General features: G+C 65.5%; 14 protein-coding genes and 2 pseudogenes. 12 read left to right on the plus strand and 4 right to left on the minus strand.

Annotation, left to right across the window (positions count from 1 at the left end):
* Nucleotides 1–14 precede the first annotated feature (14 nt).
* Nucleotides 15–724, plus strand: a pseudogene (phoB, locus tag ALC15_RS27910) (phosphate regulon transcriptional regulator PhoB).
* A gap of 186 nt (nt 725–910) precedes the next feature.
* On the opposite strand, the gene ALC15_RS27915 reads toward phoB, so the two are convergent.
* Nucleotides 911–1,423, minus strand: a complete 513-nt coding sequence (locus ALC15_RS27915) for a GcrA family cell cycle regulator (protein WP_018269585.1) — start codon at nt 1,421–1,423, stop codon at nt 911–913.
* Between the two features lie 498 nt (nt 1,424–1,921).
* On the opposite strand from ALC15_RS27915, the pseudogene ALC15_RS27920 reads away from it, so the two are divergent.
* The 3 genes and pseudogenes from ALC15_RS27920 (at nt 1,922) to ALC15_RS27930 (ending at nt 5,245) form a co-directional block, all read left to right on the plus strand.
* Nucleotides 1,922–3,123, plus strand: a pseudogene (locus ALC15_RS27920) (acetylornithine transaminase).
* Nucleotides 3,123–4,049 carry an ornithine carbamoyltransferase gene (gene argF / locus ALC15_RS27925; protein ID WP_050630102.1) on the plus strand — a complete coding sequence of 309 codons (927 nt, stop codon included), beginning with the start codon at nt 3,123–3,125 and terminating at the stop codon, nt 4,047–4,049. Before ALC15_RS27920 ends, argF begins: the two are co-directional and overlap by 1 nt.
* A 194-nt stretch (nt 4,050–4,243) precedes the next feature.
* On the plus strand, nt 4,244–5,245 hold the full coding sequence (locus ALC15_RS27930) for an Hsp33 family molecular chaperone (RefSeq protein ID WP_050630058.1): 1,002 nt from the start codon (nt 4,244–4,246) through the stop codon (nt 5,243–5,245).
* Nucleotides 5,246–5,323: 78 nt separating this feature from the next.
* Here the strand turns inward: ALC15_RS27930 and apaG are convergent, their stop codons facing one another.
* Nucleotides 5,324–5,722 (minus strand): Co2+/Mg2+ efflux protein ApaG, encoded by a 399-nt coding sequence (apaG, locus tag ALC15_RS27935; RefSeq protein ID WP_050630059.1) that lies wholly within the window; start codon nt 5,720–5,722, stop codon nt 5,324–5,326.
* A gap of 273 nt (nt 5,723–5,995) precedes the next feature.
* On the opposite strand from apaG, the gene ALC15_RS27940 reads away from it, so the two are divergent.
* From ALC15_RS27940 to ALC15_RS27960, 6 genes are all read left to right on the plus strand, one after another.
* Nucleotides 5,996–7,249 carry an OpgC domain-containing protein gene (locus ALC15_RS27940; RefSeq protein WP_050630103.1) on the plus strand — a complete coding sequence of 418 codons (1,254 nt, stop codon included), beginning with the start codon at nt 5,996–5,998 and terminating at the stop codon, nt 7,247–7,249.
* Nucleotides 7,246–8,019 (plus strand): SGNH/GDSL hydrolase family protein, encoded by a 774-nt coding sequence (locus ALC15_RS27945; RefSeq protein ID WP_050630060.1) that lies wholly within the window; start codon nt 7,246–7,248, stop codon nt 8,017–8,019. Before ALC15_RS27940 ends, ALC15_RS27945 begins: the two co-directional genes overlap by 4 nt.
* A gap of 14 nt (nt 8,020–8,033) precedes the next feature.
* Complete coding sequence (locus ALC15_RS27950; RefSeq protein WP_050630061.1) at nt 8,034–9,047, plus strand: SGNH/GDSL hydrolase family protein; 1,014 nt, start codon at nt 8,034–8,036, stop codon at nt 9,045–9,047.
* Nucleotides 9,048–9,272: 225 nt separating this feature from the next.
* Nucleotides 9,273–10,775 carry a glycerol kinase GlpK gene (gene glpK / locus ALC15_RS27955; RefSeq protein WP_050630062.1) on the plus strand — a complete coding sequence of 501 codons (1,503 nt, stop codon included), beginning with the start codon at nt 9,273–9,275 and terminating at the stop codon, nt 10,773–10,775.
* A 60-nt stretch (nt 10,776–10,835) separates the two neighbouring features.
* Nucleotides 10,836–11,390 carry a penicillin acylase family protein gene (locus ALC15_RS47300; RefSeq protein WP_283806300.1) on the plus strand — a complete coding sequence of 185 codons (555 nt, stop codon included), beginning with the start codon at nt 10,836–10,838 and terminating at the stop codon, nt 11,388–11,390.
* A complete protein-coding gene (locus ALC15_RS27960; protein WP_283806302.1) occupies nt 11,345–13,279 on the plus strand; it encodes a penicillin acylase family protein in 1,935 nt (644 codons plus the stop codon). Before ALC15_RS47300 ends, ALC15_RS27960 begins: the two co-directional genes overlap by 46 nt.
* A gap of 356 nt (nt 13,280–13,635) precedes the next feature.
* Here the strand turns inward: ALC15_RS27960 and ALC15_RS27965 are convergent, their stop codons facing one another.
* Nucleotides 13,636–13,911 (minus strand): hypothetical protein, encoded by a 276-nt coding sequence (locus ALC15_RS27965; RefSeq protein ID WP_050630063.1) that lies wholly within the window; start codon nt 13,909–13,911, stop codon nt 13,636–13,638.
* A gap of 148 nt (nt 13,912–14,059) precedes the next feature.
* Here ALC15_RS27965 and ALC15_RS27970 point away from each other — a divergent pair, with 148 nt between their 5' ends.
* Both ALC15_RS27970 and ALC15_RS27975 read left to right on the plus strand, forming a co-directional pair.
* Nucleotides 14,060–14,653 (plus strand): GNAT family N-acetyltransferase, encoded by a 594-nt coding sequence (locus ALC15_RS27970; RefSeq protein WP_050630064.1) that lies wholly within the window; start codon nt 14,060–14,062, stop codon nt 14,651–14,653.
* Between the two features lie 328 nt (nt 14,654–14,981).
* On the plus strand, nt 14,982–15,608 hold the full coding sequence (locus tag ALC15_RS27975; RefSeq protein WP_050630065.1) for a glutathione S-transferase family protein: 627 nt from the start codon (nt 14,982–14,984) through the stop codon (nt 15,606–15,608).
* Between the two features lie 234 nt (nt 15,609–15,842).
* Here the strand turns inward: ALC15_RS27975 and ALC15_RS47305 are convergent, their stop codons facing one another.
* Nucleotides 15,843–15,977, minus strand: coding sequence for a hypothetical protein (locus ALC15_RS47305; RefSeq protein WP_283806301.1), 135 nt, complete (start codon nt 15,975–15,977; stop codon nt 15,843–15,845).
* Between the last annotated feature and the right edge of the window lie 32 nt (nt 15,978–16,009).

The following is a 16,009-nucleotide window of genomic DNA, read 5'->3' on the forward strand; positions in this document are numbered from 1 at the left end:
AAGAACTTAGACCGATGAGCGCACGCATTCTGGTAGTCGAAGACGAGGAAGCGCTGACGACGCTGTTGCGCTATAACCTCGATGCGGAAGGCTACGATGTCGAAACAGTGGGGCGCGGCGACGATGCCGACACCCGCCTGAAGGAGCGCGTTCCCGACCTCGTGGTGCTCGATTGGATGCTGCCGGGCCTGTCCGGCATCGAGCTGTGCCGTCGCTTGCGGGCGCGGCCCGAGACCAAGCAGCTTCCGATCATCATGCTGACCGCACGCGGCGAGGAGAGCGAGCGCGTGCGCGGGCTGGCCACCGGCGCCGACGACTACATCGTCAAGCCGTTCTCGGTGCCGGAGCTGCTGGCCCGTGTGAAGGGCCTGCTGCGCCGCGCGAGCCCGGAACGGCTTGCGACCGTGTTGACCTATGGCGACATCGAGCTCGACCGCGAGAAGCGCCGCGTGGCGCGCTCGGGCCGTCCGATCGATCTCGGCCCGACTGAATATCGCCTGCTCGAATTCTTCCTCGAGCATCCCGGCCGCGTGTTCAGCCGCGAGCAGCTGCTCGACAGCGTCTGGGGCCGCGACATCTACATCGATGAGCGCACCGTCGACGTGCATATCGGCCGCCTGCGCAAGCTGCTCAATCCGGGCCGTGAGCAGGACCCGATCCGCACCGTGCGCGGCGCCGGCTATGCGCTCGAGACCGCTTCGCAAAGGCCGAGCCGCAGCCGTAACGGCCACGGGGCAATCTCAAGCCACAACACGCGTGGTCCCGGCTCCCGTGCGCAATTGCGCACTAGGCCGGGACGACGCCGGTGATGTAGACGTCGCCCTGTTGGCTCCATGAGGAGCTACTCGGCACAAAAAAATCCCCGCTTGCGCGGGGATTTGTTTTGCAGTCCAGGCTGGTTCCCGAGTGCTTACTTGATCTGCGGCTTCGCCGACGGCCGGCGGCGATCGGCGGCGGGCTGGTAGGCGACGCGCGAGTGATGCGCGCAATAGGGCAGGCCGGCGAGCGCCTTGCCGCCGCAGAAGAAGAATTCCGGGCTCGAGGGATCGCCGACCGGCCAGTGGCAGGTGGCCTCGTTGAGCTCGAGCAGCGACAGCCGCTGGCTCATCGGCACCACGTTGTCGTAGGAGATCGGATCGGGCTCCATCTCGACCTCGAAGGCGTGCGCCAGCGCGGTGTTGCCGCGCGAGACCGGGCGCGCCACCCGCATCATGTGCTGAGCGGGGCGCGCCTTGCGCTGCCGCGGCGCCGCCGTCGAAGGTGCCTTGGCGCGGCCGGAGAGGCCGAGCCGATGCACTTTGCCGATCACGGCGTTTCGCGTCACATTGCCAAGTTCCGCTGCGATCTGGCTGGCCGAAAGGCCAGACTCCCAGAGCTTCTTCAGCTGCTCGACGCGATCGTCGGACCAGGTCAATACCGTCATCGCATTCTTCCTTTCGCATGGCGCCGGCCAGTCATTGGAGCGGCGCTGCGAGCCAAATCTGGACAAATATCCCTGCGGCCAGAATCCCTTAGCCCTCGCCGGGCACGGTGTTGCGCCCGAACGTTTACGCGAGACACAAAGGCTACTTAGAGGGTCCAGTACTGCCGCACGAGATGTCGTACCCGACAGGCCAAACGCTACAATATGGCGTGACTCTGGCGCAAGAGTCCGCGGCCGTGCGTCCACATGTTCCCACACAGTTAAGCATTGTAATGAGGCTTTTCCACCGCACCGGAATGCTCCGGATTGCGCTCGCTGCGCATTGCAGAAAGGCCGCCAAAAGGGCGGCTCCTGGCGATTGACACGGTCCCCCCGCAGCATAGAATGTTGCCCACGTGCCGCCCGCAAAGGCGGCCGTTTTGTTTTCCGAAGCTGGCCGTTGCTGCGCTGGCGTCAAGGCGCGCGGCAATTGTCGGCCTCAAACCGGCAGTGAACGCCATGACCAACGCCTCGTCGCATCTGCTCCCCGTCTTCGCCAGGTCGATCTCGGCTTCGAGCGCGGTGAGGGCGCCTGGCTGATCGCAACCAACGGCGACCGCTATCTCGATTTCACCTCGGGGGTTGCGGTGAACGCGCTCGGGCACGCGCATCCGCATCTGGTCAAGGCGCTGCAGGAACAGGCGACCAAACTCTGGCACATGTCGAACCTGTTCAAGAGCCCGGACGGCGAGGTGCTCGCCGCGCGGCTGTGCGAGCAGAGCTTTGCCGACTTCGTGTTCTTCTGCAATTCCGGCGCCGAGGCGATGGAGGGCGTGATCAAGCTGGTCCGCCACTATCACTTCTCCAAGGGACATCCCGAGCGCTACCGCATCATCACCTTCGAAGGCGCCTTCCATGGCCGTACGCTCGGCACGCTGGCTGCGACCGGCTCGGCGAAATATCTCGAGGGCTTCGGCCCGCCGATGGACGGCTTCGACCAGGTGCCGCATGGCGACATCGAGGCGGTGAAGAAGGCGATCGGCCCGCACACCGCCGGCATCCTGATCGAGCCGGTGCAGGGCGAGGGCGGCGTGCGCGGCGCGCCGCAGGCGTTCTTCAAGGCATTGCGCGCCCTGTGCGACGAGCATGGCCTGCTGCTGGCATTCGACGAGGTGCAGACCGGCATGGGCCGCACCGGCGAGCTGTTCGCCTACGAGCGCACCGGTGTGACGCCCGACGTGATGTCGCTGGCGAAGGCGCTCGGCGGCGGCTTCCCGATCGGCGCGGTGCTGGCGACCGCGCAGGCTGCGGCCGGCATGGCGCCGGGCTCGCACGGCTCGACCTTCGGCGGCAATCCGCTCGCGGTCGCCGCCGCCAATGCCGTGCTCGATGTGATGCTCAAACCCGGCTTCTTCGAGCACGTGCAGAAGATGTCGCTGCTGCTCAAGCAGAAGCTCGCCTCCGTGGTCGACCGCTATCCCGGCGTGCTGTCGGAGGTGCGCGGCGAGGGCCTTCTGATCGGCGTCAAGGCCGTGGTGCCGTCGGGCGATCTGATCGCCGCGCTGCGCAACGAGAAGCTGCTCACCGTCGGTGCCGGCGACAACGTGGTGCGGTTCCTCGCGCCGTTGATCGTGACCGAGGCCGAGATCGACCAGTCGATCACCTCGCTCGAGCGCGCCTGCGCGACATTGTCCGCGGCGCAGCCGAGGAAGGCCGGATGATGAGCAAGCCGGTCCGTCACTTCCTCGACATCAACGAGTTGCCGCTCGGCGAGCTGCGCAACATGCTGTCAGCCGGCGCCGCCATGAAGGCGAAGCTGAAGGCGCATGAGAAGGCCAGGAAGCCGCTCGAGGGCAAGACGCTGGCGATGATCTTCGAGCGTCCCTCGACCCGTACCAGGGTGTCGTTCGACGTCGGCATGCGCCAGCTCGGCGGTGAATCCATCATGCTGACCGGCGCCGAGATGCAGCTCGGCCGCGGCGAGACCATCGCCGACACCGCGCGCGTGCTGTCGCGCTATGTCGATGCGATCATGATCCGCATCCTCAACCATGACGCGCTGCTCGAGCTCGCCGCGCACGCCACCGTGCCGGTCATCAACGGCCTGACCCGGCGCTCGCATCCCTGCCAGGTGATGGCCGACCTCATGACCTACGAGGAAAATCGCGGTTCGATCGCGGGCAAGACCGTGGCGTGGACCGGCGACGACAACAACGTGCTGGCCTCCTGGGCGCACGCCGCCGAGCGCTTCAAGTTCCAGCTCAATGTCGCGACCCCTCCGGAGCTGTCGCCGAAGAAGCCGATGCGCGACTGGATCAAGGCGACCGGCGCGCCGATCGTGCTCGGCACCGACCCGGAAGCCGCGGTGCGCGGCGCCGACTGCGTCGTCACCGACACCTGGGTGTCGATGGGCGACAAGGAGGGCGAGCACCGCCACAACGTGCTGCAGCCTTATCAGGTCAACGCCAAGCTGATGTCGCTCGCCAAACGGGACGCGCTGTTCATGCACTGCCTGCCCGCGCATCGCGGCGAGGAGGTCACCGACGAGGTGATCGACGGGCCGCAATCCGTGGTGTTCGACGAGGCGGAAAACCGCCTGCATGCGCAAAAGGGCATTCTGGCCTGGTGCTTCAACGAAGTCGCGTAGTTGTAAATCAGTAAGCGTTGTCGTCCCTGCGAAAGCAGGGACCCATACGCCGCGGCCCGTGGAAAAGGCACAAGGGGAGACACCTTGTGCGGCGACAAAATCCTGTGGTTATGGGTCCCGGCCTTCGCCGGGACGACGATCTCTCGCTGAGTGAACCCCTTTATTTCACGGTCCGAGACCCCAGATAGAGCGCCATGGTTTCACAATCCCCCGACATCAAAATCACGACCGAGGCGCCGGTTCGGGCGCCGTCTTCGGTTCCTGTCGACGATGCCGTGCTGGCCTTCGAGGTCGACGCGCTGGACCTGCGCGGCCGGCTGACCCGGCTCGGCCCCGCGCTCGACGAGATCCTGCACAAGCACGACTACCCGCCGGCGGTGGGCAAGCTGCTCGGCGAGGCCATCGTGCTGACCACGCTGCTCGGCTCGACAGTCAAGTTCGAGGGCCGCTTCATCCTGCAGACCCGGACCGAAGGCCCGGTGTCGCTGCTGATCGTCGATTTCCAGGCGCCCGACCGGCTGCGCGCCTATGCGCGCTACGACGCGGCGCAGCTCAAGCCTGGCCAGACGTCCGGCGAGCTGCTCGGCAAGGGCCACCTTGCGATGACGATCGACCAGGGCTCCAACACCAGCCGCTACCAGGGACTGGTCGCGCTCGACGGCGGCGGCCTCGAAGAGGCGGCCCACGAATATTTCCTGCGCTCGGAGCAGATTCCGACGCGGGTGCGGCTCGCGGTCGGCGAGGAGATGCGCGGCGGCGAGGGCGGCAAGCTGCACTGGCGCGCCGGCGGCATCCTGCTGCAATTCCTGCCCAAGGCGCCCGAGCGTGCCAAGCAGGCCGATCTGCATCCCGGCGATGCGCCCGAGGGCACGGTCACGCACTCCGTGCCGGACGATGACGCCTGGGTCGAGGGACAGTCGCTGATATCAACCGTCGAGGACGTCGAGCTGATCGATCCGGATCTCTCCGGCGAGCGGCTGCTCTACCGGCTGTTCCACGAACGCGGCGTTCGCGTCTTCACCCCGCAACCGCTGCGCGCGCAGTGCTCCTGCTCGCGCGATGCGGTCTCGTCGATGCTGAAGAGCTTTGCGCCGAACGATCGCGCCGAGATGGTCAAGGACGGCAAGGTGGTCGTGACCTGCGAGTTCTGCTCGTCGGTCTACGAGTTCACGCCGCAGGAAGCCGGCGTCGAGTAGGCGCGCTTCCCGCCACGCGCAACACTGTCATCGGGCTCGCCGAAGGCGAGATCCGGTGGCGTGGCATGACGGCAGGGATTAATTGAGCACCCTCTTCCCATCCGGGCTCGGGCTGTCCAGCGAGAATGTCGGCACGTCGATCTCGAAGCGCTCGCCGGCTTCGGTGACCATCTGGTAGCTGCCGGTCATGAAGCCGGAGGCCGTCGGCAGCGGCACGCCTGAGGTGTATTCGAAGCGTTCGCCCGGCGCCAGCACCGGCTGCTCGCCGACCACGCCCTCGCCACGCACCTCCTGACGGCGGCCGGTGGCGTCGGTGATGATCCAGTGCCGCGTCCGCAGCTGCACCGTTTCCGGGCCGGAATTGACGATCACGATCTTGTACGACCAGAAATATTCGCGCCGGTCGACCGACGAGCGCTCGGGCATGAAGTTCGGCTCGACAGTGACTTCGATCTGGCGGGTAATGGCGCGGTACATAGAGCTCGATCCGATGGTCGTGGCGCGTGATCCGCTTTCGACCGGATCACGCTCAATCAGGACGCCATCATAGCCAATTGGTCAGCCGGAACCAATCGCCTGGCAGGCTGTGAAAACCCGGTCCCGGGGACAGGCTGTTCATCGCGCTTTCAACATAGTTCCGCTCTAAAGCGCGGCCGCATGTCGCCGCACTCTGCGCTTTGTCGGCAAGTCGCGGACCGATATTATCTTTTCAACTGGGCATGCGGGCGTCCGCGGCCGACACGGTGTTTGATGAGCTCGATTGCCGATCCCATAGCCGGTTCGCCGGTGGCTGACGCCAAGACCGAGGCAAACGCCGAGGTCAAGGCGAAAGCGCCCGCGATCACGCTGCCGGTGACCGGCGAGCGTGAGCTGCGGCTGGATCTGTTCCGCGGGCTCGCGCTGTGGCTGATCTTCATCGATCATCTGCCGACCAATCTTCTGACCTGGCTGACGATCCGCAATTACGGCTTCTCCGACGCCACCGAGATCTTCATCTTCATCTCCGGCTACACCGCGGCCTTCGTCTATGGCCGCGCGATGCTGGAGGGCGGCTTCGTGATCGCGACCGCGCGCATCCTGCGCCGGGTCTGGCAGATCTATGTCGCGCACGTCTTCCTGTTCACGATCTTCCTCGCCGAGATCTCCTATGTCGCGACCTCGTTCGAGAACCCGCTGTACAGCGAGGAAATGGGGATCATGGACTTCCTCAAGCAGCCCGACGTCACCATCGTGCAGGCGCTGCTGCTGCGCTTCCGCCCCGTCAACATGGACGTGCTGCCGCTCTATATCGTGCTGATGCTGTTCTTGCCGCTGATCCTGGGGCTGATGAAGTGGAAGCCCGATGTCACGCTCGGCCTGTCGGTGCTGCTCTACGCGCTGACCTGGCAGTTCGATCTCTATCTGTCGGCCTATCCGAACGGCTTCTGGGCGTTCAATCCGTTCGCCTGGCAATTGCTGTTCGTGTTCGGCGCCTGGTGCGCGCTCGGCGGCGCGCGGCGGATGTCGCGCATCCTGTCGTCGAATATCACGATGTGGATCTGCATCGTCTACCTCGTCGCCGCGTTCTTCGTGACGCTGACCTGGTATGTGCCGCAGCTCGGCCACATCATGCCGAAGGTGATCGAGCAGTGGATGTATCCGATCAACAAGACCGATCTCGACGTGTTGCGGTTCGCGCATTTTCTGGCGCTCGCCGCCCTCACGGTACGCTTCCTGCCCCGGGATTGGCCGGGCTTGAAATCGCGCTGGCTGCGACCATTGATCCTGTGTGGCCAGCATTCGCTTGAGATATTCTGTCTCGGGGTCTTCCTCGCTTTTGCCGGTCACTTCGTGCTGGCCGAAGTCTCGGGTGGTGCCGCACTGCACGCCTTGATCAGCGTCTGCGGCATCCTCATCATGTGCGGCATGGCGTGGATTATTTCGTGGTACAAGCACTCCGCCGACAAAGGCGCCTCGAAAAAAGGTGCCGTCGGCAACGCCGATCTGGCGGGAGGGGGAGCATGAAGTCCGCGCGGACGATGCTGGGCCTGCTGCTGCTGGCCGCCACTTTGGCGGCCGCGCCCGCGCGCGCCGGCGACAGCCCCGAGCCTGCACCACCGGCGCCGCCCTGCGACGTGCCCGGCTATCTGCTGTCGAGCGAGAGCTCGCTGCCGAAGGTCACCGACGTCGTGAAGGCCAATCAGCCGCTCAACGTGCTGGTGGTGGGCAGCCGCTCGTCGACCATCCCGGGCAACGAGGCGAGCGCCTATCCGGCCACGATGCAGGCGGCGCTCAAGGAGGCGTTTCCTGCGGCAAATATCGATGTATCCGTAGAATTACAGGGAAAAAGCACCGCGGAAGAGACCGCGGGAACCCTTGTTAAGCTTGTTGAAGCAAAAAAGCCTACTTTGGTTATCTGGCAGACCGGCACGGTCGATGCTATGCGAGCGGTCGATCCCGATGACTTCCGTACCGCCATCAACGACGGCGTTGTTGCGCTGCGGGGCGCCGGGGCAGACGTGGTGTTGGTCAATCTGCAATACAGCCCGCGCACGGAGACGATGATCTCTGCACCGCCCTATCTCGACAATATCAAGGTGGTGGCGCAGCAGCACGACGTTCCGTTGTTCGACCGGTTCTCGATCATGAAGCAGTGGAGCGACGCCGGATATTTTGACCTGTTCAGCACCGCGCATGGTGTCGACCTGGCCAAGAAGGTTCATGCCTGTCTCGGCCGCGCACTGGCGAAATTCGTGATCGATGCGGCCCATCTGGGCCCGGTGCAGCAGAATTAGAGGAAGCAGAGTTGATGCGTTTTGCGTTCCCTTTTCGCTTTCGTGCAGGGCCGAGCCTGTGCGCCGTAGCGGCGCTCTTGCTGCTCGCGCCATTGTCGGTCGCGCCGTCGCGCGCGCAGAGTGGTGGCCAGGCCGACCAGCATGCGGCGCTGTCATCGGGCGCGAAGGCCGAGGCCGCAAAGCCTGACGCGGCGAAGCCCGCCACGATCGAGGCCGACGCAACCAACCAGCAGCAACCGGGTGTTGCCGCAAAGGCGCTCGACAAGATGAAGCAGGTCGCGAAGTCGGCGTCCGACATCTTCCACCGCGTGCCCTGCCATCAGCCGACCGGCGTGCCGAACAGCACCGGCTCGCTGCCGCATGTCGCAGCCAAGCTCGCCGCCGGCAAGCCGGTCGTCATCATCGCGTTCGGCTCGTCCTCGACCCAGGGCTACGGGTCGTCGTCGCCGGAATTCACCTATCCGAACCGGCTCGCCGCGCAACTGCGCCGGCAATATCCCTCCGCCGACATCACCGTGATCAACCGCGGCAAGGGCGGCGAGGACGCGCCGGAGATGATGAAGCGGCTGCAGACCGAAGTGATCGACATGCATCCGGACATGGTGATCTGGCAGGTCGGCACCAACGCGGTGCTGCGCAACCTCGATCCCGTCGAGACAGCCAAGCAGGTCGAGGACGGCGTCGCGCGCATCCAGGCCGATGGCGCCGATCTCGTGCTGGTCGATCCGCAATATTCGCCGCGCGTCACCGAGCGCCCGGAAAGCGCGCGCGGCATGGTGAAGCTGCTCGGCCGCATCGCCGCGCTGCGCCATGTCGGCATCTTCCCGCGCTTCGAGGTGATGCGCGACTGGCACGAGAAGCAGGCGATCCCGATCGACGATTTCGTCATCGCCGACGGCCTGCACATGAACGACTGGGGCTATGCCTGCTTCGCCCAGTTGCTCGGCGACGACATCATCCGCTCGGTCGGCGCCATCAAGATCGGCGTCAACGTGCCGTCTGACGTGCGGACCTACCGGCCGATGTGATCGGCCAGTCCTACCGCTTCAGCCGTCATTGCGAGCGAAGCGAAGCAATCCATCTGTCCCCTTGTGCCGATGGATGGATTGCTTCGTCGCTTCGCTCCTCGCAATGACGCCGATGGGAGAGGTGCAGCTACCTAAAAGTGCCGCCGTCCTAGCCTTGCCCTGCTTGACCTCGCCGCGGTAATCCGCTCCCTTGGCGCCTGCTACCAAGCCTCAAGGGAAACGCTCATGTCTTTCGTGTTGGCCATCGATCAGGGCACCACTTCGTCGCGCGCCATGGTGTTTCGCGGCGACATCTCCATTGCCGCGGTCGCGCAGCAGGAGTTTCCGCAGCATTTCCCGGCCTCCGGCTGGGTCGAGCACGAGCCGGAGGACATCTGGACCTCGACTGTGATGGTGTGCCGCGAGGCGCTGGAGAAGGCCGGCCTTAAAGCGCGGGACATCGCCGCGATCGGCATCACCAACCAGCGCGAGACCACGGTGGTGTGGGACCGCGCCACCGGGCAGGCCGTGCACCGCGCCATCGTCTGGCAGGACCGCCGCACCGCCGACATCTGCGCGAAGCTGAAGGCCGAGGGCCATGAGCCTGTTATCTCGGCCAAGACCGGCCTGATCATCGACCCCTATTTCTCCGGCACCAAGGTCGCCTGGATCCTCGATCACGTGCCGGGCGCGCGCGAACGCGCCGAGCGCGGCGAGCTGCTGTTCGGCACCGTCGATTGTTACCTGCTATGGCGGCTCACCGGCGGCCGGGTGCACGCGACCGACGCCACCAACGCCTCGCGCACGCTGCTGTTCAACATCCATACCGGCGCCTGGGATGACGATCTCATCAAGCTCTTGCGCGTGCCGCGCTCGATGCTGCCCGAGGTGAAGGATTCCTCCGCCCGGTTCGGCGAGAGCACAGCCGATCTGTTCGGCGGCCCGATCGCGATCTCCGGCATCGCCGGCGACCAGCAGGCCGCGACCATCGGCCAGGCCTGCTTCGAGCCCGGCATGATGAAGTCGACCTACGGCACCGGCTGCTTCGCGCTGCTCAACACCGGCACCACGCCGGTCGCCTCGAAGAACAAGCTGCTCACGACGATTGCCTATCAGCTCGGCGGCCAGCGCACTTACGCGCTGGAAGGCTCGATCTTCGTCGCAGGAAGCGCGGTGCAGTGGCTGCGCGACGGGCTCGGCATCATCAAGCACGCCGCCGAGACCGGGCCGCTCGCCGACAAGTCCGACTCGATGCAGAGCGTCTACCTGGTGCCGGCCTTCGTCGGCATGGGCGCGCCGTACTGGAATCCGCGCGTGCGCGGCGCGCTGTTCGGCCTGACCCGCAACACCGGCCCGGCCGAGCTCGCGCATGCGACGCTTGAGAGCGTTTGCTACCAGACCTTCGATCTGTGGGCCGCGATGCGCACCGACTGGCCGGAGGCGAATGCCGCCAACACCGTGCTGCGCGTTGACGGCGGCATGACCGCATCCGACTGGACCATGCAGCGGCTCGCCGACCTGCTCAACGCGCCGGTCGATCGCCCGATGATCCAGGAGACCACGGCGCTGGGCGCCGCCTATCTCGCCGGCCTCGAGGCCGGCGTCTATCCGGAGCCCGCAAAATTCGCCGACAATTGGCGGCTCGAGCACCGCTTCCGCCCGGCGATGAGCGAGGCCACCCGCGAGCGCAAGCTCGCCGGCTGGGCCCGCGCGGTGAAGGGCGTGCTGGCGAGCGACGAGGGGGAGTAGCGCCGGAGAAAAATTCCGGCTCAAGTCGCGTACCAAAAATAACAACCATTGGAGAACAACATGAACACGGATCTCAACCGGGTCACCAGACTACTCGCCGCCGCGCTCTGCACCGCGATGCTGACGGCATCCGCCACCGCGCGCGAAAAGCCGAGCGCGCTGGTCGCGGCGCGCGAGGTCAAGACCGACGTCGCCGGGCTGAAGGCGCCGGGCCAGATCCTGGTCGACGTCTGGGGCATCCCGCACATCTATGCCGGCAACGACCACGACCTGTTCTTCCTGCAGGGCTTCAACGCGGCGCGCGACCGGCTCTGGCAGATCGACCTCTGGCGCAAGCGCGGCCTCGGCCTGCTGGCGAAAGACTTCGGCCCCGCCTATGCCGAGCAGGACAAGGCGCTGCGGCTGTTCCTCTATCGCGGCGACATGAATGCGGAATGGGCCGCCTACGGCCCGAAGGCGAAAACCTATGCCGAGGCGTTCGTCGCCGGCGTCAACGCCTATGTCGCGACGTCAATGCGGGCAAGCGGCCGCTGCCGATCGAATTCAGGATTGCGGGGACGAAGCCGGAGCTGTGGTCGGCGGAGGATGTCGTGCGCGTGCGCAGCCATGGCCTGACGCGCAACGTCGCCTCCGAGGTCAAGCGTTCTCTGGTGGCCTGTGCCGCCGGCCTCGATGCCGATCGCTTCCGCGTCAAGCTGGAGCCTGAGTGGAAGACGAAGATTCCGGACGGCCTCGATCCCTGCAGCGTGCCGAAGGGCGTGCTCGCCGCCTATGACCTTGCCACGCGCCCGGTGAAGTTCGCAGCTCCCAAGGACCAGAAGGCGGCGCTGGCGCACGATCCCGATCAGTTCTTGGCCGAGGCCGATCAGCAGCGCGACACCATCGGTTCCAACAATTGGGTGATCGCGGCCTCGCGCACCGCGACCGGACGTCCCATCCTCGCCAACGATCCGCATCGCGAGCATTCGGTGCCGTCGCTGCGCTACATCGTCGCCCTCAACGCGCCCGGCATCTCGGTGATCGGCGCCGGCGAGCCGGCGCTGCCGGGCATCTCGATCGGCCACAACGACACCATCGCGTTCGGCCTCACCATCTTCAACGTCGATCAGGAAGACCTCTACGTCTACGAGCTCAACCCCGACAATCCGAACCAGTACCGCTACGGCACGGGTTGGGAGGACATGAAGATCGTGCATGAGAAGGAAGCGGTGAAGGGCGAGGCCGACCGCGACCTCGAGCTGAAGTTCACCCGCCACGGCCCGGTGATCTTCGTCGATGCCGACAACAAGCATGCCTTCGCGGTGCGCTCGATCTGGTTCGAGCCGGGCACCTCGGCCTATTTCGGCTCGTCCGACTACATGACCGCGAAGTCGTGGAACGGCTTCCTCGGCGCGATGCGGCGCTGGGGCGCGCCGTCGGAGAACCAGGTCTATGCCGACACCTCAGGCAATATCGGCTGGGTCGCCGCCGGCAAGACACCGCGCCGCACCAGCTTCGATGGACTGATGCCGGTGCCGGGCGACGGCCGCTACGAATGGCAGGGTTTTCTGTCGCTCGACGAATTGCCGAAGCTGTATCAGCCGAAGCAGGGTTTTATCGCCACTGCCAACCAGATGAACCTGCCGGCGGATTATCCGGTCAACGAGCGCCGGGTCGGCTTCGAATGGGCCGACAGCGCGCGCTGGCAGCGCATCACCGAGGTGCTGCAGGCCAACAGCAAGGTGACGCTGGCCGACGCAATGGCGTTGCAGAACGACGACACCGGCATGCTCGCGCGGCGCCTTGTTGCGCTGCTGAAGCCGCTCACGTCAGATGATGCCAACATCAAGAAGGGCCTCGATCTGCTCAATGCATGGGACGCGCGCGACACCGCGGACAGCGCCGCGGCTGCTGTCTATGAAGTGTGGATCGCCAACCATCTCGGCCCGGTGCTGCTCAAGACCACCGCGCCGAAGGCCGCCGGTATGATCGCGCCGGAGGCTTCCAGCATTTCCGCCATCGTCGGCTATCTCGAAAAGCCTGATGCTGCGCTCGGCAGCGATCCGGCAGCGGAGCGTGACCGCGTGCTGCGCGACAGCCTCGGCGAAGCCGTCGCCGACGTGACCGACAAGCTCGGCTCCGATGTCTCGACCTGGCGCTGGGGCCGCCTGCATGTCGCGCAGTTCAACCACGCGCTGATGCCGCTCGCCGACAAGGCGACCGCGGCGCAGATGCAGGTCGGCCCGCTCGCCTTCGGCGGCGCCGCCAACGTGCCGCGCGCCGCCACCTATCGCCGTGCCGATTATCACCTGATCTCCGGCGCCTCGTTCCGCATGGTGCTCGATGTCGGCAATTGGGATGCGAGCCGTACCATCAACACGCCAGGCCAATCCGGCGATCCCTTCAGCGGCCACTACCGCGATCTCGCGCCGCTCTGGGCCACCGGCCAATATGTCCCGCTGCTCTACAGCCGCGGCGCCGTGGAAGCCGCGACCGCGGAGGCGATCACGCTGACGCCGAGGTGAGGGGGATTACGCCTCACCAGCGGCGCCACAAACTCATTGTCGTCCCGGGCAAGCGAAGCGCGACCCGGGACCCATAACCACGGGGTCGCGTTGTGGCGCGATGCTGGGGCCACAGCGCGCCACAACAACTCAACCCTGTGGTTATGGGTCCCTGCTTTCGCAGGGACGACAGCGAGTGTGTATTGGTCGCGCGCCCAAAACTCCGCCGTCGTCCCGGCGAAGTCCGGGACCAATAGCCACGAATGCCAATTGTCTTGCGATGCTGGGGCCGCAGCGTGCTTCAACCGCACAACCCTGTGATAACGAGTCCCGGCCTGCGCCGGGACGACACTGAATGTGTGGCAAGCGCCGTGCGCTCACCCCGTCTGCTTCTCCTGCACCTCCAGCATCGCGCGCAACGTGTCGTCGCTGAGCTTGCCGTTTGGTGACGGCACGCGCCGCTCGACCGTCTCGACCGGGCGCGCATGTTGCGGGACGATCGGCGCGCTGTGCGCGCCGTTGCCGATATCCTCAGTCTCGCCAGCCGCGCCCGCCCCATAGGCGTAACCGATGCCGCGCCGGCGCCGCGTGGACTTCGGCTTCGGTGGCGGCGGCGTGTAGATGATCGGCGGCAGCGTGTGATGGCGCGACACGGTCTCTGCTCCGGTGGCCTCTGCACATCGAGCGCCTGATTCGCGCAAATCCTCACTGACAAATCGGTAACATTGTTACGCCGCGTTGCATTGCATCCGCCGCGACATGCGGATATGTCCGGCAAACAATGCAGAAAAAGGTCGCTTAATGCTGCTGCCCGATGGTTATTCCGATATCCCTCACGGCAAGATCGCGGCCGTCGTCACACATCTGGAAATGACTGCGCGCCCGCCCTTGCTCGACGATCCGCCGGGCGCGTGGCGGCTCCGCAAGGTCGATCCGCCGGCGCTCGATTGGTACCGCGATCTCTACCGCCGCATCGGCGAGGAGTGGCTGTGGTTCACCCGCACCGGGCTCGAAGACGCCGATCTCGCTTCACGGATTCATGCGCCGGGCGTTGAACTCTACGGTCTGGTCGTCGATAGCCAGGATGAAGGCCTGCTCGAACTCGATTTCAGCGTGCCCGGCGAATGCCAGCTGCTCTATTTCGGCGTCACCGCGAAATTCATCGGCACCGGCGCCGCACGCTTTCTGATGAACCGCGCGCTCGAGATCGCCTGGTCGCGCGACATCGGCCGCGTCTGGGTGCACACCTGCACCTTCGATCATCCCTCTGCGGTCGCGTTCTACCAGCGCTCCGGCTTCCGCCCGTTCCTGCGCCAGATCGAGGTGGCCGATGATCCCCGGCTCAATGGCAAACTGCCGCGCGATGCGGCGAGGCATGTGCCGGTGATTGGGTAACGCTGCCAAGAACTCTGCTGTCGTCCCGGGTAAGCGTAAGCGCGACCCGGGATCCATAAACACCGAAGTGAGTTGGCCTGCAGCGCTGGGGCACCAGCTTTTGCCGCGACGGAAGCCGGTGGTTATGGGTCCCTGCTTCCGCAGGGACGACACTGCATATTTGGCTTGCGGGCAATGCTTCACTGGAATGACTCGGCATGTTGCAACGCAGCCCAGTCCATCTAGGATGGTGCAAAGCGCAACCTTTGACCTCGGTTTGGCCGCCGCCTCTCGAAAGCCCTGCTTTCGCGGGCAACGGCTTGCCGCGGCATGACCGACGAGATGACAGATGTTTTTGATCGGCCAGTACGACTCGCCCTTTGTCCGCCGCACCGCGATCGCACTGCGGCTCTATGGATTGCCGTTCGAGCACAAGCCGTGGTCGACCTTCGGCGATGCGGAGAAGGTTGCGGCTTACAATCCGGTGCAGCGGGTGCCGACGCTGGTGCTGGATGACGGCGAGGCGTTGATCGAGAGCGGGGCGATCCTGGATTATCTCGACGAATTGGTTGGGCCGGAGAAGGCGATGATCGCGCGTTCGGGCATCGAGCGGCGCCGGCATCTGCGCATCATGGCGCTGGCGACCGGGCTCGCCGACAAGGCGGTGAGCCTGGTCTACGAGCGCGTGCTGCGCAAGGAGCAGCTCAAGCTGTGGGTCGAGCGTTGCGAGGGGCAGATCTCCCGCGTGCTCGCGGTGCTGGAGCAGGAGCGCACGGCGGTGCAGACGCCATATTGGCTCGGCGATCGCATCGGTCACGCCGACATCGCGGTGGCCTGCGCGCTGCGCTTCACCGGCGAGGCGCATCCGCATCTGTTCGACGCGCGCTATCCGGCGCTCAAGGCCCACGCCGAACGCTGCGAAGCGCTATCGCCGTTCCAGGAGATCGTGCAGCCGCTGGCGCCGCCGAAAGGGTAGGGCGTATATCGCCGACCTCTCTCCGCCGTCATTCCGGGGCGACGCGTAGCGTCGAGCCCGGAATCCATTCCACTGCTTGTTTTGCGGCCCAACGGATTCCGGGCTCGGCCCCTCGAGCCGCCCCGGAATGATGAAGCAATGCCGTGCTGCAAACTCAGTGTCGTCCTGGCGAAAGCCAGGACCCATTACCCCGAAGCTCAATTGTTGCGCGACGCTGTGCGGCCATCGCGTTCATCACCGCATGCGGTGATTATGGGTCCTGGCTTTCGCCAGGACGACATCGATGAACGCGGCGGCGCTGCCGGTGATCAGGCCAAGGCGACGCCACTCACCACTCCGCGCGACCCCGCAGCGCTTCGGACTACCCATTGCCGGTCCGATCTTCTATGGTGAATTGTTCG

Source organism: Bradyrhizobium viridifuturi, assembly GCF_001238275.1.
GTDB lineage: Bacteria > Pseudomonadota > Alphaproteobacteria > Rhizobiales > Xanthobacteraceae > Bradyrhizobium > Bradyrhizobium viridifuturi.

Coding starts and splice junctions, on each gene's coding strand:
- ALC15_RS27915 (WP_018269585.1), bottom strand. CDS start 1,423: ATGACGGTATTGACCTGGTCCGACGATCGCGTCGAGCAGCTGAAGAAG.
- argF (WP_050630102.1), top strand. CDS start 3,123: ATGAGCAAGCCGGTCCGTCACTTCCTCGACATCAACGAGTTGCCGCTC.
- ALC15_RS27930 (WP_050630058.1), top strand. CDS start 4,244: ATGGTTTCACAATCCCCCGACATCAAAATCACGACCGAGGCGCCGGTT.
- apaG (WP_050630059.1), bottom strand. CDS start 5,722: ATGTACCGCGCCATTACCCGCCAGATCGAAGTCACTGTCGAGCCGAAC.
- ALC15_RS27940 (WP_050630103.1), top strand. CDS start 5,996: ATGAGCTCGATTGCCGATCCCATAGCCGGTTCGCCGGTGGCTGACGCC.
- ALC15_RS27945 (WP_050630060.1), top strand. CDS start 7,246: ATGAAGTCCGCGCGGACGATGCTGGGCCTGCTGCTGCTGGCCGCCACT.
- ALC15_RS27950 (WP_050630061.1), top strand. CDS start 8,034: ATGCGTTTTGCGTTCCCTTTTCGCTTTCGTGCAGGGCCGAGCCTGTGC.
- glpK (WP_050630062.1), top strand. CDS start 9,273: ATGTCTTTCGTGTTGGCCATCGATCAGGGCACCACTTCGTCGCGCGCC.
- ALC15_RS47300 (WP_283806300.1), top strand. CDS start 10,836: ATGAACACGGATCTCAACCGGGTCACCAGACTACTCGCCGCCGCGCTC.
- ALC15_RS27970 (WP_050630064.1), top strand. CDS start 14,060: ATGCTGCTGCCCGATGGTTATTCCGATATCCCTCACGGCAAGATCGCG.
- ALC15_RS27975 (WP_050630065.1), top strand. CDS start 14,982: ATGTTTTTGATCGGCCAGTACGACTCGCCCTTTGTCCGCCGCACCGCG.
- ALC15_RS47305 (WP_283806301.1), bottom strand. CDS start 15,977: ATGGGTAGTCCGAAGCGCTGCGGGGTCGCGCGGAGTGGTGAGTGGCGT.